This window comes from Flavobacterium sp. KKT103, from assembly GCF_055640565.1.
In genome coordinates, this window is the sequence record NZ_CM145766.1 from 231,434 (window position 1) to 252,968 (window position 21,535).

20 protein-coding genes are annotated in these 21,535 nt (G+C 36.2%); 17 read left to right on the forward strand and 3 right to left on the reverse strand.

What is annotated here, in order from left to right; genetic code table 11:
* The 10 genes from ACZ2G0_RS00975 to pruA all read left to right on the forward strand — a co-directional run bounded on the left by ACZ2G0_RS00975 (nt 1) and on the right by pruA (nt 10,898).
* The gene (locus tag ACZ2G0_RS00975) at nt 1-681 is read left to right on the forward strand and encodes a TetR/AcrR family transcriptional regulator (protein WP_470308604.1); all 681 of its coding nucleotides are present in this window, start codon (nt 1-3) and stop codon (nt 679-681) included.
* A gap of 45 nt (nt 682-726) precedes the next feature.
* Nucleotides 727-2,385, forward strand: a complete 1,659-nt coding sequence (locus ACZ2G0_RS00980) for a peptidase domain-containing ABC transporter (protein WP_470308605.1) — start codon at nt 727-729, stop codon at nt 2,383-2,385.
* A 3-nt stretch (nt 2,386-2,388) separates the two neighbouring features.
* The gene (locus tag ACZ2G0_RS00985) at nt 2,389-3,744 is read left to right on the forward strand and encodes an HlyD family secretion protein (protein WP_470308606.1); all 1,356 of its coding nucleotides are present in this window, start codon (nt 2,389-2,391) and stop codon (nt 3,742-3,744) included.
* Nucleotides 3,744-5,153 carry a TolC family protein gene (locus ACZ2G0_RS00990; RefSeq protein WP_470308607.1) on the forward strand — a complete coding sequence of 470 codons (1,410 nt, stop codon included), beginning with the start codon at nt 3,744-3,746 and terminating at the stop codon, nt 5,151-5,153. The genes ACZ2G0_RS00985 and ACZ2G0_RS00990 overlap by 1 nt, the downstream gene beginning before the upstream one ends.
* 42 nt (nt 5,154-5,195) lie before the next feature.
* A complete protein-coding gene (gene map / locus ACZ2G0_RS00995; RefSeq protein ID WP_470308608.1) occupies nt 5,196-6,014 on the forward strand; it encodes a type I methionyl aminopeptidase in 819 nt (272 codons plus the stop codon).
* Between the two features lie 59 nt (nt 6,015-6,073).
* A complete protein-coding gene (locus tag ACZ2G0_RS01000; protein WP_300284849.1) occupies nt 6,074-6,487 on the forward strand; it encodes a GxxExxY protein in 414 nt (137 codons plus the stop codon).
* A gap of 49 nt (nt 6,488-6,536) precedes the next feature.
* Nucleotides 6,537-7,301: a class I SAM-dependent methyltransferase gene (locus ACZ2G0_RS01005; RefSeq protein WP_470308609.1), complete on the forward strand. Its 765-nt coding sequence runs from the start codon at nt 6,537-6,539 to the stop codon at nt 7,299-7,301.
* A 79-nt stretch (nt 7,302-7,380) separates the two neighbouring features.
* Nucleotides 7,381-8,640 carry a type IX secretion system plug protein gene (locus ACZ2G0_RS01010; protein ID WP_470308610.1) on the forward strand — a complete coding sequence of 420 codons (1,260 nt, stop codon included), beginning with the start codon at nt 7,381-7,383 and terminating at the stop codon, nt 8,638-8,640.
* A gap of 75 nt (nt 8,641-8,715) precedes the next feature.
* Nucleotides 8,716-9,102 (forward strand): Co2+/Mg2+ efflux protein ApaG, encoded by a 387-nt coding sequence (gene apaG, locus ACZ2G0_RS01015; RefSeq protein WP_470308611.1) that lies wholly within the window; start codon nt 8,716-8,718, stop codon nt 9,100-9,102.
* A 167-nt stretch (nt 9,103-9,269) separates the two neighbouring features.
* The gene (gene pruA / locus ACZ2G0_RS01020; protein ID WP_470308612.1) at nt 9,270-10,898 is read left to right on the forward strand and encodes an L-glutamate gamma-semialdehyde dehydrogenase; all 1,629 of its coding nucleotides are present in this window, start codon (nt 9,270-9,272) and stop codon (nt 10,896-10,898) included.
* A gap of 124 nt (nt 10,899-11,022) precedes the next feature.
* Here pruA and rsmG read toward each other — a convergent pair whose 3' ends face one another.
* Nucleotides 11,023-11,652: a 16S rRNA (guanine(527)-N(7))-methyltransferase RsmG gene (rsmG, locus tag ACZ2G0_RS01025; RefSeq protein ID WP_470308613.1), complete on the reverse strand. Its 630-nt coding sequence runs from the start codon at nt 11,650-11,652 to the stop codon at nt 11,023-11,025.
* A gap of 105 nt (nt 11,653-11,757) precedes the next feature.
* On the opposite strand from rsmG, the gene ACZ2G0_RS01030 reads away from it, so the two are divergent.
* From ACZ2G0_RS01030 to purT, 3 genes are all read left to right on the forward strand, one after another.
* On the forward strand, nt 11,758-12,852 hold the full coding sequence (locus ACZ2G0_RS01030; protein ID WP_470308614.1) for a fatty acid desaturase family protein: 1,095 nt from the start codon (nt 11,758-11,760) through the stop codon (nt 12,850-12,852).
* 78 nt (nt 12,853-12,930) lie between these two features.
* Nucleotides 12,931-14,121, forward strand: coding sequence for a pyridoxal phosphate-dependent aminotransferase (locus tag ACZ2G0_RS01035; RefSeq protein ID WP_470308615.1), 1,191 nt, complete (start codon nt 12,931-12,933; stop codon nt 14,119-14,121).
* Between the two features lie 330 nt (nt 14,122-14,451).
* Entirely contained in the window at nt 14,452-15,612 is a 1,161-nt protein-coding gene (gene purT / locus ACZ2G0_RS01040) for a formate-dependent phosphoribosylglycinamide formyltransferase (RefSeq protein ID WP_470308616.1), read from the forward strand.
* Here purT and ACZ2G0_RS01045 read toward each other — a convergent pair.
* Nucleotides 15,609-16,475 (reverse strand): helix-turn-helix domain-containing protein, encoded by an 867-nt coding sequence (locus ACZ2G0_RS01045; RefSeq protein ID WP_470308617.1) that lies wholly within the window; start codon nt 16,473-16,475, stop codon nt 15,609-15,611. The genes purT and ACZ2G0_RS01045 overlap by 4 nt on opposite strands.
* A gap of 195 nt (nt 16,476-16,670) precedes the next feature.
* Here ACZ2G0_RS01045 and ACZ2G0_RS01050 point away from each other — a divergent pair, with 195 nt between their 5' ends.
* The 3 genes from ACZ2G0_RS01050 to ACZ2G0_RS01060 all read left to right on the forward strand — a co-directional run bounded on the left by ACZ2G0_RS01050 (nt 16,671) and on the right by ACZ2G0_RS01060 (nt 18,518).
* A complete protein-coding gene (locus ACZ2G0_RS01050; RefSeq protein WP_470308618.1) occupies nt 16,671-16,928 on the forward strand; it encodes a DUF983 domain-containing protein in 258 nt (85 codons plus the stop codon).
* Between the two features lie 48 nt (nt 16,929-16,976).
* The gene (locus ACZ2G0_RS01055) at nt 16,977-17,315 is read left to right on the forward strand and encodes a DUF6370 family protein (RefSeq protein ID WP_470308619.1); all 339 of its coding nucleotides are present in this window, start codon (nt 16,977-16,979) and stop codon (nt 17,313-17,315) included.
* 486 nt (nt 17,316-17,801) lie between these two features.
* On the forward strand, nt 17,802-18,518 hold the full coding sequence (locus ACZ2G0_RS01060) for a pirin family protein (RefSeq protein WP_300288505.1): 717 nt from the start codon (nt 17,802-17,804) through the stop codon (nt 18,516-18,518).
* A 132-nt stretch (nt 18,519-18,650) separates the two neighbouring features.
* On the opposite strand, the gene ACZ2G0_RS01065 is transcribed toward ACZ2G0_RS01060, so the two are convergent.
* Nucleotides 18,651-20,282, reverse strand: a complete 1,632-nt coding sequence (locus ACZ2G0_RS01065) for a hypothetical protein (protein ID WP_470308620.1) — start codon at nt 20,280-20,282, stop codon at nt 18,651-18,653.
* Nucleotides 20,283-20,608: 326 nt separating this feature from the next.
* Here ACZ2G0_RS01065 and fabD point away from each other — a divergent pair, with 326 nt between their 5' ends.
* The gene (fabD, locus tag ACZ2G0_RS01070) at nt 20,609-21,484 is read left to right on the forward strand and encodes an ACP S-malonyltransferase (RefSeq protein WP_470308621.1); all 876 of its coding nucleotides are present in this window, start codon (nt 20,609-20,611) and stop codon (nt 21,482-21,484) included.
* Nucleotides 21,485-21,535 lie beyond the last annotated feature (51 nt).

Genomic DNA, 21,535 nt, shown 5'->3' on the forward strand with positions numbered 1-21,535 from the left:
ATGATTGATATTCCAACTAATATAAAAATTCAAATTCCTGAAAAGATTTTTGTTAAAGATCCTGAAACATCCGTTCTAGGAAAAAAAATAATAAAAGAGAGTATTATTTTAATTGACGAAATAGGTTTTGATACTTTTACGTTTAAAAAATTAGGGGAACGTATTGGCTCTAATGAAAGCTCTATTTACCGTTACTTTGAAAACAAACACAAACTACTGGTTTACCTATGTTCTTGGTATTGGAGCTGGATCGAATATAGAATGCTTTTTAAGTTAACAAACATCGAAGATCCAGTAGAACGACTAAAACGCGCCATTACCATCGTCACTGAAAAAATCTTAGATGATGAACGTACGGCGCATGTAAATGAAAAACAATTAAATAAAATTGTAATCATAGAGTTTACCAAAACATTGTATACTAAAGAGGTTGACGAAGAAAATAAAGAAGGTTATTTCATCATTTACAAGCGATTAATTAACCGCATTGTAGCCATCGTACATGAGATTAATCCCAATTATCCTTTTGCCAAAAGTTTAATTTCGACTATTGTGAAAGGATCTTTGCACCAACATTTTTTAAAAGACCACCTCTCGACAATTACTGATTGTGATGACTCCGTTTCTCCTACTGATTTTTTCTTGGAACTCATCGATACAATAGTAGTAAAAAAGGCATAAGGAGTTAGTCACAAAAAACAGCAATAAATAATTAACATACAACATATGAAACCTTTAAAACGATTTTATAATTTGCTAGAATTAGATAAGAAAGACGTGTACCAATTGTTTTTCTATGGAATCTTATCTGGACTTATTAGTTTATCACTACCCTTGGGTATCCAAGCAATTACTAACTTTATTCAATCCGGAAGAGCAAGTGCTTCATGGATTGTTTTGATTGTTTTGGTTGTTTTTGGAGTTGCCCTTGTAGGTGTTCTCGCCTTGATGCAATTGCGTATTATGGAGAACTTACAACAAAAAATATTTATTCGTTCTTCATTTGAATTTGCCGTACGCTTACCAAAGATTAAATTTGAAGAATACTATAATACCTACCCACCGGAATTAGCGAACCGTTTTTTTGATACCCTGATGATTCAAAAAGGAACTGCAAAATTATTAATCGATTTTTCGGCGGCAATCCTTCAAATTATTTTTGGTATTATTTTATTATCGTTATACCACAATTATTTCATCTTTTTTGGAATGTTACTGTTGCTGCTTTTATATTTTATCTTTAGGTTCTCATACAATCCAGGTCTCGAAACTAGTATGAAAGAGTCTAAGTATAAGTACAAAGTTGCTGGCTGGCTACAGGAAATAGCACGAAATAACTTTAGTTTTAGAAATAATTTACATCATGATTACGCTTTAAGTAAAAATGATGCATTAGTGTCTGATTACTTAAGTTATCGAGAACAGCATTTTTCGATTATAAAAAATCAGTTCAGCCAGCTAATCGTCTTTAAAATAATAATTACAGCAAGTTTATTATCTATCGGTGGTTACTTAGTGCTTTCGCAGCAAATGAATATTGGACAATTTGTAGCGGCTGAAATCATCATTTTGTTGGTAATCAATTCTGTTGAGAAAATCGTTATTGGACTTGAAACTTTGTATGATGTCTTGACCTCTGTAGAAAAAATTGGTTTAATAACGGATATGAAATTAGAAGAGGAATTCCCTGTTGATTACGACAACTGTTATACTTCAATAGCCTTAGAAGTAGAGAAAATTAATTTTAAATTCCCCGATTCAAAAACTAAAATCCTAAATAATATCTCTTTACACATTAATCAAGGAGAGCGCATCTTTATTGAAGGACCAAACGGCTCTGGAAAAACTACTTTAATTCGGGTATTATCCGGCTTAATACAACCCCAAAATGGTTCAATTTCTATTAATGATAATAGCTTTCAAAAGATTAATTTGAATCAGTTTCGTTCACAAATAGAAAGTATCATTTATGGAGAAACACCGTTCGAGGGTACGGTTTTAGAGAACATCACCTTTAAAACTAAAGCCGTAAATGACGAAACATTAAAATGGGCGATTGAAGGGATGCAGTTAAAAGAGTTTATCATGGCATTGCCTAAAGGTCTCGAAACCCCTTTATTCCCGGAAGGAAAGCAACTGTCGTCATCTAATGCTCAAAAAATATTATTAGCGAGAAGTATTGTCAGTAAACCTAAAATTTTGTTCTACGAAGATCCTACTGATCATATGGATGATCCAATTGCGAACCAAATCATCGATTTTATTACTGCTAAGGAACACAATTGGACCATTATTGTCTCTTCTAAAAATCCATATTGGAAGACCAAATGCTCTCGACTTATATCTATGCAAAAAGGAGAAATCATTTTAGACCAAAAAATATAATTTATGTTAAATATATCTGACAACAATAAACATGCATCCGCACACTTGGATCGGTTTAAAACAGTAAAAGGCTTAGCATCTAGACCCTATTATAAAATATTAAACCGATTGATAACTATAATAGCGGTCATTGCATTGGTAACATTATTTTTACCTTGGACACAAAACATTAACGGAAAAGGTGCGGTTACGACTATAAAACCCAACCAGCGCCCACAATCCATACAAAGTGTGATTTCCGGCCGAATAGAAAAATGGTATGTACAAGAAGGTGACTATGTAAAAAAAGGAGACACCATCTTATTCATTTCAGAAATAAAGGAGGACTACATGGACCCTAATTTAGTTCAAAATACTAAAAATCAATTAGATGCTAAAAGCCAAGCTTTGAATTCATATAGCTCTAAATATGGCGCTTTAGAGAGTCAAATTGCGTCCATCCAAAGTGAAAAAAGCCTAAAGCTACAGCAAGCTGAAAACAAATTAAAACAAGCTCGCTTCAAAATAAAAAGTGATTCGATTGATTTAGTAGCTGTAAAAACACAACTAAAAATTGCCAATACGCAGTTCAATCGTGCGGTTCAATTGAACAATGAAGGCCTTAAAGCGCTAACGGATGTCGAGGAAAAGCGATTAAAGCAACAAGAAGTTGAAGCTAAAATTATTACACAAGAAAACAAATTATTAACCACTCAAAATGAATTACTTAACGCTAAAGTAGAATTAAACCGCATCGTAGCTGAATATAACGAAAAGGTCGCAAAAGCCGAGAGTGATCAGTTTACCGCATTAAGCAATCAATATGATACGGAAGCGCAAGTAAACAAACTAAAAAATCAATATGCGAATTATAGTATTCGTAACGGGATGTACTACATTAAGGCTGCACAAAATGGCTACATCAACCGTGCACTGCAAGCAGGTATAGGCGAAACAATCAAGGAAGGAACGCCTATTGCGACTATTATGCCATCTGAATACGATATTGCCGTAGAGACTTTTGTCAATCCGTTGGACTTACCATTGATTTCAAAAGGAGCAAAAATGAGAATTTGGTTTGATGGTTGGCCAACGATTGTTTTTTCAGGATGGCCTGATATGTCGTACGGAACCTTTGGAGGCCGAATAATTGCCGTTGAAAAATTCATAAGCGACAATGGAAAATTCAGAGTTTTAATTGCACCCGATCCCGAAGAAGCTCCATGGCCAAAACAATTGAGTATAGGATCAGGAGCGCAAACAATTGCACTGTTAAATACAGTACCAGTTTGGTTTGAAATATGGCGTACCCTTAACGGATTCCCGCCAGATTACTATGAAGTACCTGAAAAAGCACCAAAATCTAAAGAAAAAAAATAATGAAATATTCCATTTTATTTTTACTCTTTTTCGCTTGGCATAGCCAAGGGCAACAAGTAGAGAATGAAACAAAACTTGGACAACAAATGGAATTCACTTTTAATGAATACCTAGGGTATGTCAAAAAGTTTCATCCATTGGTAAAAACCGCTAATCTAGAAATCAATAAAGCGCAAGCCGAATTAATGGCTGCTAGAGGTGCGTTTGATCCTAAAATTGCGGTGGACTTTGATAAAAAGCAATTCAAAGACACTGAATATTATTCGATTTTAAACAGTAGTTTCAAAATCCCTACTTGGTACGGAATCGAAATAAAAGCCGGTTTTGAACAAAATGAAGGATACTACTTAAATCCGCAAAACACCGTTCCTGCCGATGGTTTAGCTGCTGTTGGAATCTCGGTTCCTTTAGGACAAGGTTTGTTTATTAATCAAAGAATGGCTGATTTGCGCAAAGCGAAATTACAAATGACACTAGGGCAAGCGGAGAGAAAACTACTTGCCATTGCGGTTTTGTATGACGCATCAGTTGCTTATTTTAATTGGAAAAAAAATTACGAAGAATTTCAAATGTATTCGCAGTACAATACTAATGCAGAGACACGTTTTAAAGCCATCCAATCCTTAATCAAACAAGGAGATAAAAGGGCTATTGATAGTGTTGAAGCAGGTATTAGTTTAAAAAACCGTCAGCTTAGTTTGGAAAACTCTCGGCTAAAATTACTAAAGTCTAAACTAGAATTATCTAATTTCCTGTGGTTGGACAATTCCATTCCTATGGAACTATCAGATGTATTATTTCCTGAGCAATTAATTGAAAACACCATTCAAGAAACCTTGAAAACAAATGATTTGCTTGCCAACAACTTTTCTATAGATGGACATCCAAAAATTAGCGCTTTAGAAACTAAAATAGATATGTTAGAGGTGGATCGTAAGTTGAAAGCAAACGCATTGTTGCCTAAAATTGACCTCTCCTACTCCTATATTTCTGAGCCGCAGTATATTGATAGCTACAAATTCGAAAATTACAAGCTGGGAATCAACTTTGCCTATCCTATTTTTCTACGAAAAGAACGTGGTAGTTTGAAACTAGCCAAATTCAAAATCCAAGAAACAACCAATAGCTTAAATCTCGAACGTTTACAACTTTCGAATAAAATAAAAGCTCAAAAAGAGGTTATCACATCCTTAAACAAACAACGACTAATGGCTAATGAGTTAGCACGGGATTACAACACTATGCTACAATCAGAGGAGCGCTTGTTTATTTTTGGCGAAAGCTCATTATTTTTGATCAATAGCCGTGAGAGTAGTTTAATTACTGCACAATTAGCTGCCATCGCTTTGCGCAATGAGTATTGTGTGTCGAACTCCGAACTATATAAAATCATGGCAAATCCCGATTAAATAAATTAAAATTGTACTTTTGCACACTCAAAAATTAGAACTATGATTATCGTAAAATCACGTGAAGAAATAGAATTAATGCGCGAAAGTGCTTTGATCGTATCCAAAACATTAGGGATGCTCGCTGCCGAAGTTAAAGAGGGAGTTACCACTTTATACCTTGACAAATTAGCCGAGACCTTCATTCGTGATCATGGTGCTGAACCTTCTTTCCTTGGCTTGTATGGTTTTCCAAATTCGCTTTGTATGAGTCCAAATGCACAGGTGGTTCACGGGATTCCCAACAATACACCTCTTGTAAGCGGAGATATCATTTCTATCGATTGTGGTGCTTATAAAAATGGCTATCATGGTGATCACGCTTATACTTTTGAAGTAGGTGAAGTTGCTCCAGAAACTAAAAAATTATTGCAAGTAACTAAAGAATCTTTGTACGTAGGAATCCGTGAGTTTAAAATTGGAAACCGTGTAGAGGATGTAGGTAATGCAATTCAAAAATATACTGAAAGCCATGGTTACGGGGTCGTTCGTGAACTAGTAGGTCATGGCTTAGGTCAAAAAATGCACGAAGATCCTGAAATGCCAAATTATGGTAAAAAAGGCCGTGGGAAATTATTTGTAGAAGGAATGGTTGTCGCGCTAGAGCCGATGATTAATCAAGGTACACGCAACATCAAACAGCTAAAAGACGGTTGGACAATATTGACTGCCGATGGAAAACCTTCTGCACATTTTGAACACGATATCGCTCTTATTGACGGAAAACCAGAACTGCTTTCAACATTCGCCTATATTTATAAAGCACTAGGAATTGTTAGCAATGAAGAGGATGAGTTCAGAAAAGTGCCGCTAGTAGTATAAACTTTCGCAAAGAGTACCCAAGAAAACACTAAGATTCACAAAGTTTTAAAAACAGTTTAATGGAAGACAGGCCACTAGAATTGAGTGAGGAGTTAAATGCACTTTCCTACAAAGTTATTGGATTGGCTATTGAAGTACATCGCACTTTAGGACCTGGTCTTTTAGAATCAGCCTATCAAGCCTGTTTGATTTATGAGTTACAAAAAGCGGGATTAAAAGTTGAAAAAGAAGTAGGACTTCCTATTAAATACAAAGAAATCAAATTAGATCAAGGTTATAGGATAGACTTGCTAATTGAAAATATCCTAGTAATTGAACTAAAAACAGTGGATGAATTTACATCCGTTCATTTTGCTCAAATACTGACTTATCTAAAATTAGGAAAGTACCCTTTAGGGCTATTGATAAATTTTAATTCTAAAATATTAAAAAACAATATAAAACGGTTTATAAATTCAAACAAGGAAATTTAAGTACTTCGTGAATCTTTGCGTGATCTTTGTAAATCTCTGTGTAACCAATATGAAAAAATTATTTAAACTCGTACTCAATACCATTCCTCGTCCCTTATTAATTAGATTGAGCTATGTGGCGCGTCCTATTATTGCTTTTTCTCTAAAGGGAGATAAATTCACTGATCCTATTGATGGCAAAAGTTTTAAATCGATGCTGCCGTACGGTTATGAAACGCAGCGAAACAATGTGCTTTCACCAAGTACACTTTCGCTGGAAAGACACCGTTTGTTATGGTTGTACCTAAATGATAAAACCGACTTTTTTACAGCACCTAAAAAAGTATTGCATTTTGCACCTGAGCAAGCGTTTTATAAACTGTTTCGCAATCAAAAAAACTTAGATTACACAACAACCGATCTGTTTTCGCCTCTAGCGGATGTGAAAGCGGACATTTGCAATTTGCCTTTTAAAGACAATCAGTATGACGTAATTCTTTGCAACCACGTTTTAGAGCATATTCCGGATGATACAAAAGCCATGCAGGAATTGTATCGTGTCCTGAAACCAGGCGGAATGGCAATTTTACAAATTCCGCAGGATTTAAAACGGGCTACCACTTTTGCAGATGATACGATTACCGATCAAAAAGAACGCGCAAAGATTTTTGGTCAATACGATCACGTACGTATTTATGGTCGTGATTATTTTGATAAATTAAGAAGCATTGGTTTTACGGTAGTAGAAGAAGATTACACTAACACCCTAGCGCCTGAATTAGTAGAAAAATATTGTTTGGCCAAGGGAGAGATAATTCCGGTTTGTTTTAAATAATCTACCTGAGTGAAATCATAAATGGCATAATAATAGCGCTACTTAATTAGTTATATTTACAATTAGGAACTTGAATCATATGCTTAAATCATTTATCAGAATAATAATCGCTCTGCTATTTTCACTACAGCCCGCTTTTTCTCAAGTAGAAAATGAAATAGCGCCGCCTTACAATATTAAGACAGTTAGCTTTTTGCAGGATAATCAAAATGTCGTTCCTATATTTCCCTTAGGTAATGGTTTTCAATTTGTTTTCGATGACTTATTTGGCAACGAAGCGGATTATTACTACGAAATTGTTCATTGCGATTACAATTGGGTACCCACCGCAATTCCTAAAAACGAATACTTACAAGGATTTGACAACCAACGAATCCAAGACTACAGCAACTCATTCAATGCGCTGCAACTTTATTCGCACTATACCTTATCCCTACCCAACAAGTTTACCCAACAACTATTAATTAGCGGTAATTATATTTTAAAGATTTTAAATGAGGACAGAGAAGTCCTATTCTCAAGAAAATTCATCCTTTACGAAGATCTAGCTTCGGTTCCAATTCAAGTAAAACGAAGCAGAACATTAAGCAATATAGAACAGAAACACAACCTGGATTTCAGCATCAGCTCAAGCACAATCAATTTTCAAAATCCATTGAAAAACATAAAAGTGCTACTGATGCAAAACGGAAAAATCAACAATGCTATTAAAACCATTGTACCACAATACACGATTGGCAATCAACTAGTGTACAAATACGACAGAGAAACCCAATTTTGGGCTGGAAACGAATTCCATTATTTTGAAAACAAGGATATAAGAGCCGCTGGTAACAATGTCTCTCGATCGGATTCTAGTACAGCCATTTACAGTTCACTGCTTTATACAAATACAGCAAGAGCTAATTTGCCTTATACTTTTTATCAAGATGTCAATGGTAATTTTGTTGTAAAAAATATTAATGGATTTAACAATGCAATTGAAGCCGATTATGCATGGGTTTACTTCTCACTTTCGGCACCTGCTTTTCAATCAGACAAAGATATTTATGTAGTTGGAATGTTTAATAACTACAGCTTGAATCCCGAGTTCAAAATGGAGTATAACACTAAAAAAGGCCTTTATGAAAAGGCGATTTTAATCAAACAAGGTTTCACCAATTACGAATATACTATTGCTGATGCAAAAGGCAAGATTGATTATGAAGACGCCATTGACGGTAATTTTTATCAAACTGAAAATGAATATACAATTTTAGTTTATTACAAGGAAAGTATTGATCGATACGATCGAGTAATCGGTAAAGGAAATGCTAACTCGATCAATGTTATCAATTAAAAAACAAAAGTAGCAAGACTTATTTAAAATCAATTTACGTATTTTTGATAATCACTCACTTTTAAGTTCGTCATTATGGTATCTCAAATAACAAGCGGCATAAAAATATCTGTACTAACTAGTTTTGAAGGCACCTACTATCAAAACTACAAACTGCAATATGCCTTTAGCTACCACATCACAATAGAAAACCATAGTAAAGACACGGTCCAGCTCATGACTCGTCATTGGGATATTTTTGACTCCTTAAACGATAAAGAAGAAGTTGATGGTGAGGGAGTCATTGGCAAAAAACCAATCTTAAGACCCGGCGAACAACACACTTACAGTTCAGGCTGTTTACTCTCATCGCCTTTTGGAGGCATGAAAGGGTATTTTAATATGGTCAACTTTACGAGTACTCGAAACTTTAAAGTAGCTATCCCTAACTTTAAATTGGCTGCTCCATTTGCACTTAATTAAAAACCCTTTGTAATATTTTCTAGCTTCTTCTGTTTTATTTGACAAGATTGTAATTAATCCTTTGTACTTTTGTTGTATCACGAATTATTCAAACTATTTTTGAGTAGTTTGTTGTTACAATTGTCTAATCTTATCTGTCTCATAACAGATTTAAAAATTACAATATCATGCTAAAAGGATTTTTTCACGTACCAAAAGCGGTAAATGAACCAGTAAAAGGGTACGCACCAAATTCACCTGAAAAAGCAGCCGTACAAGCAGCTTACACAAAAATGTGGAATTCTAAAATTGACGTTCCGTTGTACATCGGAAGCGAAGAAATTAGAACCGGAAATACAAAAAACATGACGGCTCCTCACGATCACAAACATATCGTAGGAACTTATCACCTAGCTGAAAAATCGCATGTTGAAAAAGCTATTGCAAATGCATTAGAATCTAGAACAGCGTGGGCAAACATGGCTTGGGAGCAACGTGCAGCTATCTTTTTGAAAGCAGCAGAGCTAATTGCAGGACCTTACAGAGCTAGAATCAATGCAGCGACAATGATCGCGCAATCTAAAAATATTCACCAAGCAGAGATTGATGCTTCTTGTGAGCTGATTGACTTTTTACGTTTTAACGTAGAATTCATGACTCAAATTTACGCTGACCAACCAGCATCGTCGTCAGACATGTGGAACCGTCTAGAATACCGTCCTCTTGAAGGATTTGTATACGCGATTACACCCTTTAACTTTACAGCAATTGCTGCCAATCTTCCAGCGAGTGCTGCAATGATGGGTAATGTTGTGGTATGGAAACCAAGTGATAGTCAAGTATTCTCAGCTCAAATTATTATCGAAGTTTTCAAAGAAGCGGGAGTTCCTGATGGCGTTATCAACGTAGTTTTTGGAGACGCTTTAATGGTAACCGATACTGTTCTAGCTAGCCGTGACTTCGCAGGATTACACTTTACGGGTTCAACTCATGTATTTAAAGATATTTGGGCAAAAATAGGAACAAACATTCACCACTATAAAACATACCCAAGAATCGTAGGGGAAACTGGAGGAAAAGACTTTATCATCGCTCACTCTAGTGCTAACCCAAAACAAGTTTCTACAGGGATTGTACGTGGAGCTTTTGAATTTCAAGGTCAAAAATGTTCAGCGGCATCGAGAGCTTACGTTCCGCAAAGTATGTGGCCAGCTGTGAAAGAGCAAATTATCACTGATGTAAAATCAATGAAAATGGGTTCACCAGAAGACTTTAGCAATTTTGTTACTGCAGTTATTCACGAAGGTTCTTTTGATAAACTAGCTAGTTTTATTGACCAAGCTAAAAAGGATGCTGACGCTGAAATCATCGTTGGAGGGAACTACGACAAATCAGTTGGATACTTTATTGAGCCAACGGTTATCGTAACTACAAATCCGCATTACTCAACAATGGAAACTGAATTATTCGGACCGGTTATAACGATTTTCGTTTACGAAGATGCTAAATGGGAAGAGACTTTAGAATTAGTTGATTCAACTTCAGAGTACGCCTTAACAGGAGCTGTTTTCAGTACTGATCGTTACGCAATTGAAGTAGCAACTGTAAAATTACAAAATGCTGCTGGTAACTTCTATATCAATGACAAACCAACAGGTGCTGTTGTAGGACAACAACCATTTGGTGGAGCTAGAGCTTCAGGAACAAACGACAAAGCAGGTTCACCTTTGAACTTATTGCGTTGGGTTTCACCAAGAACTATTAAAGAAACATTTGTTACTCCCGTAGATTACAGATACCCATTTTTGGGAGAATAAATAATTGTCTAAAAGTTTAAAAGTCGAAAGTCTTAAATAACTTTTGTTAACACCAAAAAGCCGAATCTAAAATTAGATTCGGCTTTTTTATTGCACTTAGGCTTGATGACTTTCGACCTTACGACTAGACCACAAACTTCAACGGTAAATGCACCACTTTTTTAGTTTCAAAGAATTCATCTTCAAAAAAGTCGGCTAAATTATATTCTGTTGCTTGAGGGAAAGCAGCAAGTTCCTCTGTTAAATCCCCTCCTTTAAGATATAAGATTCCGTTTTTCAATTTATGCTTTTGTTGCTTTTTGATTTTGGTTTTTATCCAAGAAACAAAATCAGGCATATTGGTTACCGCACGACTCACAATGAAATCGAAATCTCCTTTTACGTTCTCGGCGCGTAGTTGTTCTGCTTTTACATTTTTTAATTCAAGACCGTCAACAACACCTTGAACTACTTTTATTTTTTTGGCAATGACATCAATTAAATAAAAACGAGTCTCCGGAAAAAGAATCGCTAACGGAATTCCAGGAAACCCTCCTCCTGTACCCACGTCTAGCACAAAGGTTCCAGGTTCGAACTTCATAACTTTAGCAATTCCTAAAGAATGTAAAATATGTTTAGTGTATAACGAGTCAATATCTTTTCTAGAAATAACATTAATTTTTTCATTCCAATCATGGTATAAAAAATCTAATTTTTGGAACTGCTCTATTTGAATAGCAGTCAAATTAGGAAAATACTTCAATATCTCGTCCATCTCTATTTTTTTTAACAAAAGTAATACTTTACAGTTAAAATATTTATGCCAATTTTGTATATCCAAAAATTTATAATAATTATCTTTGAAACTTATTACTGACTTATGAATAATATCGCACCTACTTTTGCCAAGCAGGATACTCTAAAATTTTTTAGGACGCTTAACTCCCGAGTAAACAACTACTTTAAAGAAAATAACCTGCAAAAAACAGGAAACTGGAAGTTATACTTAAAAACAATCATACTTTTTGCCGTTTTTCTTGCGCCTTACTTTTTAATCCTAACACTAGACTTACCTTTTTGGGGCCATTTACTATTGACGATTGTCATGGGAATAGGTATGGCAGGAGTTGGAATGAATGTGATGCATGATGGGAATCATGGGTCATACTCTACCAAAGGTTGGGTAAATAAATTCATGGGAGGAACCATTTATGTGTTGGCAGGAAACGTATACAACTGGCAGGTCCAACACAATGTATTGCATCATACCTACACCAATATCCCAGGACACGATGAGGATTTAGATGCAGGACGAATTATCCGCTTTACCAAAGATGCAAAATGGCATAATTTTCACCGTTTTCAGCAGTATTATTCTGTGTTTTTATACGGACTATTGACTTTTAATTGGGCAATCACCACCGATTTCAAGCAAATGAAAAGCTACTTAAAAAGAAAGTTATCTTATGGAGAGGCTAAAAGCCCAAAAATTCTTTGGACGACTTTAATCATCACCAAAGTAATTTATGTATCGATTTGGATTGTATTGCCTATCGTTATTGGAATCACTTGGTGGAAAGTGCTTATTGGCTTTTTTGTGATGCACTATACAGCAGGATTGATTTTAAGTGTTGTTTTTCAACTAGCACATGTTGTAGAGGAGACTACTAATCCATCGCCTAACGAATTAGGAGAAATGGATAATACATGGGCTATTCACCAATTGTTTACCACTACTAATTTTGCGCCAAAAAACGCAATCATTAATTGGTACACGGGAGGATTAAACCATCAAATAGAACACCATATATTCCCAAATATCAGTCATATTCACTACGGTAAAATTGCAAAAATTGTCCGCGAAACGGCGCAAGAATGCAACCTACCCTATTATGAATACAAAACAATGCGTGCTGCAGTTGTTGCGCACTTTAAGCATTTAAAAGAACTGGGGATGAAACCGGAGCTGGCATAACTACACGAACTAAAAAAACTAAACAATAACTAACTACCCTAAAAGCTGATAACTAAGTAGGGAATCAACACACAATTAATGAGCAATCCACTTTCAGACAGAATTAACAACCTTGCCACATCACAAACGTTAGCAATGGCAGCTTTGGCAAGAGAGCTTAAAGCACAAGGAAAAGACATCATCAGTTTAAGTTTAGGGGAACCTGACTTTAATACGCCTGACTTCATCAAAGAAGCAGCGAAACAAGCTATCGATGACAATTACAGCACCTATTCTCCAGTAGATGGATATGGCGACTTGAAAGAGGCTATCTGCCGAAAATTTAAAAGAGACAATAATTTAGAGTACAAACCAGCAAACATTGTTGTCTCGACAGGAGCAAAACAATCTCTATACAACATCGCTCAGGTGATGTTAAACGATGGCGACGAGGTTATTTTACCTGCACCGTACTGGGTTTCTTATTTCGAAATTGTAAAATTATCTGGCGGTGTACCCGTAGAAGTTCCTACCTCTATCGAAACCGATTTTAAAATCACACCCGCACAATTAGAAGCAGCAATCACACCAAAAACAAAAATGATGTGGTTCTCTACTCCTTGCAATCCGTCAGGATCGGTATATAGCCGTGAGGAACTTACTGCTCTAGCAGTCGTTTTGGAAAAACATCCACATGTATATGTTGTTGCTGATGAGATCTATGAGCACATTAACTTCTCAGGAACTTTTTGTAGCATAGGATCGATCCCAGGAATGTTTGAAAAAACAATCACGGTGAACGGAGTTGCCAAAGCATTTGCAATGACGGGATACCGCATTGGTTATATTGGAGCACCGGAATTTATTGCTAAAGCCTGCACTAAAATACAAGGTCAAGTAACTTCGGGAGCCAATTCAGTTGCGCAGCGTGCTACTATTACCGCTGTCGATGCTGACCCATCTGTATTAAAACATATGGTTGACGCCTTCCATTCTCGTAGAGACCTAGTGGTAGGTTTGCTTAGAGAAATTCCTGGAGTAAAAATCAATGTTCCTGAGGGCGCATTTTACGTCTTCCCTGATGTGTCTTCTTTCTTCGGAAAAACATTGAGAGGAACTGAAATCAAAAACGCCATGGATTTATCAATGTACTTATTAGCCGAAGCTAATGTAGCCACAGTTACAGGTGACGCATTTGGTAATCCTGACTGTATTCGATTCTCTTACGCAACAAGTGATGCCATTTTAACAGAAGCTTTAAAACGAATTAAAGAGGCTTTAGCAGGATAGTCCAAAGTCATAAAATCTAACTCACACGATACAAACAAAGCCTCAAGATTTTCTTGGGGTTTTGTTGTATTTGGGCGTGCCCAAAGGGTCAGGCTATACGCTCTATCTTTTATATAGTCCCGAAAAAATCGGGACCATATAAAAGGATGCCGCTCCTATCCTTCACGCAAAAAAACAAATTATCTTTCAATCACAATATCACAAAGTCATTGATACCTTCTTACTTGATTAAACATCCTAATACTATTTTTTTAACAGAAAATAATCCATCAATTCCCACTGAAAAAAAAGCAATTCCTTATTTTTACATTCTAATTAAGACTTCAAAAAATGAAAATACTACTGCTAGGTTCCGGTGAATTAGGGAAAGAATTTGTAATTGCGGCACAACGCATCGGGCAAACCGTAATTGCTGTAGACAGTTATGAGAACGCACCAGCCATGCAGGTAGCTCATGGATTTGAAGTCATTAATATGCTGGACGGTGCTGAACTGGATCGCATTGTGACTAAACACCAACCTGATTTTATCGTTCCTGAAATAGAAGCCATTCGAACCGAACGTTTTTATGAATACGAAAAACAAGGCATTACCGTAGTTCCTTCTGCGAAAGCGGCCAACTTTACAATGAATCGAAAAGCCATTCGTGATCTAGCCGCCAAAGAACTAGGATTAAAAACAGCTAATTATCGCTATGCTACAACTGCCGAAGAATTGCAAAAAGGAGTTGAAGCAGTAGGTATGCCCTGCGTTGTAAAACCCTTGATGTCTTCATCAGGAAAAGGACAATCGACGATAAAAACCACTGCCGACATAGAAAAAGCATGGAATTATGCCGTAGAAGGTTCTCGAGGAGATGTTGTCGAAGTTATTGTAGAAGCTTTTGTGAAATTCAACTCAGAGATTACCTTATTAACGGTCACTCAAAACAACAATCCAACCTTATTTTGCGCACCAATTGGTCACCGCCAAGAACGAGGAGACTATCAAGAAAGTTGGCAACCAGCCCGAATTTCGGACAAGGATTTATACGAAGCTCAAGACATGGCCGAAAAAGTAACCGAAGCTCTTGGTGGCGCAGGACTTTTTGGAGTGGAATTTTTCCTAGCTGATGATGGTGTTTACTTTTCGGAACTTTCCCCACGACCCCACGACACAGGTATGGTAACCCTAGCCGGCACACAGAACTTTAATGAATTCGAATTGCATTTACGAGCTATTCTAAGCCTACCTATTTTCGAAATCACCTTGGAAAAAGCGGGAGCGAGTGCTGTAATTTTAGCCTCTGAAAACTCCACTAATCCAACATTTACAGGAATAGAAAAAATTGCTTACTTACCCAAAACAGACTTTAGAATCTTTGGAAAACCAAGTTCAAGACCGTACCGCAGAATGGGAGTTGCCTTGGTAAACGATTCCATAGAAACACCTATAGAAATCATTGTAGACAGCGCAAAAAAAGCGGCTGCATTAATAAATGTACTAGCTTAATATTTTTTTTGTAATCGAAAATTGGTTGGTGTCATACCACAGCTTTTTTTAAATAAGCGAGCAAAATAGGAATAATCGTCGTACCCCAATGCCGAACCTATTTCGTTCACAGCCCAATTTTGATCAAGTAACATTCGTTTTGCTTCAAGGATAATACGATTTACAATTACTTCGGTAGTTGTTTTTTTTAGTATTTCATTACAAATACGATTTAGATGTTTTAAGGTGATATTTAAAGCTGCAGCATAATAAGCTGCTGATTTTTCCTCTCTGAATTTCTTTTCTAAAAGTTGCTCAAAACTCTTAATTTTTAAATTATACGAGTGGGCTTCATGCCAATGAAGCTCACTATACTTTCGAGCTAAATCAATATGAATACTATCTAATAAATTCATAATCTTATCTCGTTTAAATAACTGATTTGTTAACGTTTCACTGATCAACTTCTCAAAATAAGGTAATACAGCAGCTATTTCAGGTTCCTCCAGTATAATTTCAGGGCTATTCTGTACTGACAAATAAAATGGATAGTTGTCTATTGTTTTATTCCCAAAATAGAGATTATAGATTTCAGCGCTATAAAAAACAATAAACCCATCTGTATCCTCAGATAAAATCCAATGATGCATTTGCCCCGGTTGCAATACAAAAACACTACCACGTTGAACCAAAAATCGATCAAAATCGACTTCATGAGATCCACTACCATTTGTAAAAAAAACCAAAACATAAAAATCATGACGATGTGGCTTTTCAATAAAATTATGATTAACCAAATGATCCTTGAAGGTGTTAATGTACAAATCACTTGTAACTGAGTTACAATTAAATTGGTCAATAGAATAAACGGGATATTTGCTCATGATGAAATGTCTTTTTTGTCCTATAATTAGCGAAGATAGAAAATAGCTAGAAACTAGATAACGAATACCTTTGTAAAAAATAAAATTGCCATGCTACACATGCTCGCACACATCCTAAACAACGAATGCCCAAACTGCAAACAAGGCAAGGTATTTAAAGAAAAGAACATCTTCTTTAAATTTAAATTTCCAAAAATGAACGAATACTGCTTAACTTGTAACTATAAATTTGAGAAAGAGCCCGGTTATTTTTTTGGTGCTATGTACGTTAACTATGGTTTATCTGTAGCCCAAGGAATTGCTACTTATATGGTGGCTCATTTATTTTTTGAAGAAACATTCGATTTGAGAATGATACCCATCATTATGACAGTAATGTTAGCTTTTTCAGCATTTAACATCCGCTTTTCAAGATTACTTTGGATTTATATGTTCAAAAATTATTCTAATTAGACGCAGTGTTTTAAAAAAGAACTACCTTAGGCTTTTAAAAAAGTCATCATGAAAAAAATAATCATTGCAGCCCTCTTACTTATTAGTGTATCACTTAGCGCTCAAGAAAAGAAAAAAGCTCCTAAAGCACAAATTGTTGAAGCTTCTTGTGGTCAATGCCAATTTGGGATGAAAGGCGATGCCTGCGACCTTGCTGTGCGTATTGATGGCAAATCGTACTTTGTCGATGGCACTTCTATAGATTCTCATGGAGATGCTCATGCAGCAGATGGTTTTTGTGCAGCAATCCGAAAAGCAGAAGTAGTTGGTGCAGTGGTAAACGACCGTTTCGTGGCGACATCCTTTAAATTAATACCCGAAGAGAAGAAAACAGACCAAAAACAATAACAATTCTAAGCTCAAAAAAAACTAACACTTAGAACCAAACTACTTCTTGGCAAAGACAATTTCACTCTCTACTGGAATTGAGAGGAAACCGTGTGACTACTTGAACGCCCCTTCCTATTAATTCACTTTCAGCTTTTAAAGCATCTAATTCCTTTAGAATACTTTCTAAATCGGCTGTGACTATTATAATTTTGGTTCCAGAAATCCCTCAAGTTTGAGATTTATCATCCTTTTCTATAGGCGACACAGACCTATTTTATACTTGCATACCAATGGGAAAGAGAAGACATTATAACTGGTTACGCGCTACTTTTTTTTGAACTGCTACTTTTAAAGTAGTAACATCTAGCTTTTCCGGTTAAAATCCAACACTCTGTCGATACATTAAAATTTAATTTTTATCCATAACCTTTCTTAACCTAGGTTAAGGGTTCGTTGGGACCAATGTAGGTAACTTTGCATTATACTATTGCAGAATTATATCCAATGGAAAATACCGTTTTACATAAAGCAAATACAAGAGGACATGCTGATCATGGCTGGCTACAAGCTAACTTTAGTTTTAGTTTTGGTAGCTGGTACAACCCAGACCGAATTCAATTTGGAGCCTTACGGGTTCTAAACGATGACATCATTGGTGAAGGAATGGGATTTGGTACACACCCGCACGACAACATGGAAATCATTACAATTCCGTTAGAAGGTGATTTAGCGCACAAAGACAGTATGGGAAATGCTGCGACTATAAAAAACGGGGATATCCAAGTAATGAGTGCAGGAACTGGGATTCAACACAGTGAGTTTAACCCAAATGCCGACCTAAAAACAAAGTCATTACAAATTTGGCTTTTCCCAAATAAAAAAAATGTAACACCACGTTACCAACAAATTTCGCTAGACCCAGCAGACCGAATCAACACTTTACAACAAATCCTATCTCCTAATCCAGAGGATGAAGGAGTATGGATTCATCAAGATGCTTGGTTTCATTTGGGTAAATTTGATAAAAATAGCAGCATTACCTACGATTTAAAAAAAGAAGGCAATGGCGTTTATGCCTTTATATTATCAGGTAATTTAACAATAAACGGTCACGAATTAGATACCCGAGATGCTTTAGGGATACAAGATGTAAACCAATTAGCAATTCATACAAATACAGCAGCCGAAATCCTGCTGATGGAAGTTCCTATGAACTACTAATAACTTTCATCAAAACAATTTTACTAGAATAATACCACAGTCGCGTAACAAGAGGTTACATTTTTAAAAACAAAAAGGCTGAATTCAAACCAATGAATTCAGCCTCTTTTCACTACAAATAATCAACCAAAATTATTTCTTTTTTAAATTGAGGTTTTCAAAAGTCGAAACATCAATCACTTCCTCTGTGTCTACATCGAAAGATATTTTTATCGAATCTCCAATCATAGTTACAGGCAGCTGACTCGAAATTTGAGACGAGCCTACAAAAATATTGGGGTAATCTTTTATTTTAAAATAGTAAAAACTGTTCCCATTTTTTACATCATTTTGAATTCTGGTTACAACCGAATTCATGATTTTTTTATTCGAAACGCTGTTAGGGTTTATCTTGTTGCCTGACATATTATAGACATTCTTAAACGAAGTCAGGGCTTCTCGCATGGTATTACCAACTCCAACAATAGTATAATCAGATATGGCAACCATAACGAACATTTTTACCAATCCTCCTTTGTCCTTTAAAGTCATAACATAGGTTGGAATGTTGTTGATATTATACGGTATTGGCAAAGAAGCTTCATACCCTTTTTCTTGTACTTTACCCTGTGCAGAGCTTTGTGCAGCATATTCGGTGGCACCACTTTGCTTATAAAAAGTCGCTTCCTTAGTTCTAGTATCTACTAAAACAAAACCTACTGCTGACTCCTCTTTCCCTACCGATGTTAAACCGGTGTACCAGTACGATTTATTATCATCTCCGTATACCAGCGTTAAACCTTCTGTAATTTGCAGTTTATTAGCATTAGAAAAATTCCAGTAACCATGAACGTATTCTCCCCAATCGTTTAGTTGATCTTCGATAAAACTAATGGGTTGAATGCGGTCTACCCATGTTGGGGTTGTTGCGATTGAATATTCTTTAATTGCACCCGTCTGAGCATTTACTAGCACAACTCCAACCGCTTCGTTACCACTAAAACCGATTCTTTTTTCGTATTTTGTAACTACCCAAAAAGGAATACCTTCGTCGTCAATTTCAAAGCTAAAGTCGGTTAAACCAACCGTACTATAGCCACTGAAATATAAAAGTCGTTGAATATTAGATTGAAAATAAGCTTCGGGTTGGTATTTTATCTTAACATCTTTCCCTTCAATATTTTGAACCAACTTCACATCTCGTTCATTGGTTGCTGATACCATCACATAACCTGCTGTTCCTTCTTGATTATTCATCCATTTAAAAAAACCAGAGTGCAATAATGGTGCTACCCAATACAGATCGTTTTTGACTTTTTGAATACAAAATTCTCCAAGCTCCACTTGACTACCCAAGGCCGGTTGCGATCCTAACACTTTTTCACCTAAAAGATGGGCTAAATCCTCGTCGACTACTCTGATTTCGTCGATAGAAATAGGCGCAATATGGTTGGATATCTTTTGGCCACTAGCCACTTTACCTATCAAGGTTTGATAAGAAGCTGCTCGAAACAACGGAAGACTGGTTAATATAGGTGTGACAATCATGTATCCTAATAAAACCGCTATTGTAATAAATAAAAAGCGATTAGGCTTTTTAGCGATTTGCACTTGTTTTTTATCGGCTGACATTTTCAATCCTGTGGAAAGAACGACTGCCAAGACAGTCAAAACTAACAACGTAAAAGGCAACCCTATAAAACCGTAGTTGATTGTTGGCATGCCTACATAAAACAGCAAAAAGCAAACAAACAGGAAAAAAACAATCGAAACACTTTTTTTCATAACACCATATAATTTACTCTATTAGTATTGAATTACCTTTTTTGTTACACTTAAAAGGCGGCATTTCATTAAAAAATAGTACTTCATAAATGAATCGAGAGGTAAAAAACTTCCGTTTTAGAAGCAGTATACGCCAGAAATAGCCCCGATTGAGCTGGCATCCTCGTAACGAAGTGAAGAGATACAAGCGAAAGCGGGAGTAAATGTGTTATGAATGCCAAAAGTGCTGCTCCTATACCTTACTATGGTAGTTCTTAAAAAAATAGTATTTTTGTTGCTGATTTACTCATGAAATTTAAAAATCACTCAATCTATAAAATAAAAATATGAAAGCATATGTATTTCCGGGTCAAGGCGCTCAGTTCACAGGAATGGGAAAAGATTTATATGAAAACTCCGCTTTAGCAAAAGATTTGTTCGAGCAAGCAAACACTATTTTGGGCTTTAGAATTACTGATATTATGTTTGAAGGCACGGCAGAGGAATTGAAAGAGACCAAAGTGACGCAGCCAGCTGTTTTTTTACACTCGGTTATATTAGCCAAAACTTTAGGTGCTGACTTTAAACCCGAAATGGTAGCGGGTCACTCATTAGGCGAATTTTCGGCTTTGGTTGCTAATGGTGCTTTATCGTTTGAAGACGGATTAAAATTAGTGTCACAAAGAGCGTTAGCAATGCAAAAAGCTTGTGAAATCAAACCTTCGACCATGGCAGCTGTTTTAGGACTTGCTGATAATGTGGTAGAAGAAGTGTGCGCCTCAATTGACGGAATTGTTGTTGCTGCCAATTACAATTGCCCAGGACAATTAGTGATTTCAGGCGAAACAACTGCTGTAGAAGCTGCTTGTGTTGCCATGAAAGAAGCGGGAGCAAAACGCGCTTTGTTATTACCCGTAGGTGGTGCTTTCCACTCGCCTATGATGGAACCAGCTAGAGAAGAACTGGCTGCAGCTATTGAAGCAACTACTTTTTCTACACCGATATGCCCAGTGTATCAAAACGTAACAGCAACAGCAGTCTCTGATGCCAATGAAATCAAGAAAAATTTAATCATTCAACTAACTGCTCCCGTAAAATGGACGCAATCAGTTCAGCAAATGATCGCTGATGGAGCAACTTTGTTTACAGAAGTTGGTCCAGGAAAAGTATTAGCAGGCTTAATTGGAAAAATAGATAAAGAAGCTGCTACTGCAAACGCTTAACCGCTTTTTAACCGCTAGATTATAATTATCCTCACAACCTTAGATTGTGGG

Bases quoted from the DNA above. Each gene is read 5' to 3' on its own strand.
- ACZ2G0_RS01060 (WP_300288505.1), top strand. From the start codon at position 17,802: ATGGAAAATACCGTTTTACATAAAGCAAATACAAGAGGACATGCTGAT.
- ACZ2G0_RS00985 (WP_470308606.1), top strand. From the start codon at position 2,389: ATGTTAAATATATCTGACAACAATAAACATGCATCCGCACACTTGGAT.
- ACZ2G0_RS01000 (WP_300284849.1), top strand. From the start codon at position 6,074: ATGGAAGACAGGCCACTAGAATTGAGTGAGGAGTTAAATGCACTTTCC.
- ACZ2G0_RS01030 (WP_470308614.1), top strand. From the start codon at position 11,758: ATGAATAATATCGCACCTACTTTTGCCAAGCAGGATACTCTAAAATTT.
- ACZ2G0_RS01005 (WP_470308609.1), top strand. From the start codon at position 6,537: ATGAAAAAATTATTTAAACTCGTACTCAATACCATTCCTCGTCCCTTA.
- map (WP_470308608.1), top strand. From the start codon at position 5,196: ATGATTATCGTAAAATCACGTGAAGAAATAGAATTAATGCGCGAAAGT.
- ACZ2G0_RS01045 (WP_470308617.1), bottom strand. From the start codon at position 16,475: ATGAGCAAATATCCCGTTTATTCTATTGACCAATTTAATTGTAACTCA.
- ACZ2G0_RS01010 (WP_470308610.1), top strand. From the start codon at position 7,381: ATGCTTAAATCATTTATCAGAATAATAATCGCTCTGCTATTTTCACTA.
- ACZ2G0_RS00975 (WP_470308604.1), top strand. From the start codon at position 1: ATGATTGATATTCCAACTAATATAAAAATTCAAATTCCTGAAAAGATT.
- ACZ2G0_RS01035 (WP_470308615.1), top strand. From the start codon at position 12,931: ATGAGCAATCCACTTTCAGACAGAATTAACAACCTTGCCACATCACAA.
- rsmG (WP_470308613.1), bottom strand. From the start codon at position 11,652: ATGGACGAGATATTGAAGTATTTTCCTAATTTGACTGCTATTCAAATA.
- fabD (WP_470308621.1), top strand. From the start codon at position 20,609: ATGAAAGCATATGTATTTCCGGGTCAAGGCGCTCAGTTCACAGGAATG.
- ACZ2G0_RS01065 (WP_470308620.1), bottom strand. From the start codon at position 20,282: ATGAAAAAAAGTGTTTCGATTGTTTTTTTCCTGTTTGTTTGCTTTTTG.
- ACZ2G0_RS01055 (WP_470308619.1), top strand. From the start codon at position 16,977: ATGAAAAAAATAATCATTGCAGCCCTCTTACTTATTAGTGTATCACTT.
- purT (WP_470308616.1), top strand. From the start codon at position 14,452: ATGAAAATACTACTGCTAGGTTCCGGTGAATTAGGGAAAGAATTTGTA.
- apaG (WP_470308611.1), top strand. From the start codon at position 8,716: ATGGTATCTCAAATAACAAGCGGCATAAAAATATCTGTACTAACTAGT.
- ACZ2G0_RS01050 (WP_470308618.1), top strand. From the start codon at position 16,671: ATGAACGAATACTGCTTAACTTGTAACTATAAATTTGAGAAAGAGCCC.
- ACZ2G0_RS00990 (WP_470308607.1), top strand. From the start codon at position 3,744: ATGAAATATTCCATTTTATTTTTACTCTTTTTCGCTTGGCATAGCCAA.
- pruA (WP_470308612.1), top strand. From the start codon at position 9,270: ATGCTAAAAGGATTTTTTCACGTACCAAAAGCGGTAAATGAACCAGTA.
- ACZ2G0_RS00980 (WP_470308605.1), top strand. From the start codon at position 727: ATGAAACCTTTAAAACGATTTTATAATTTGCTAGAATTAGATAAGAAA.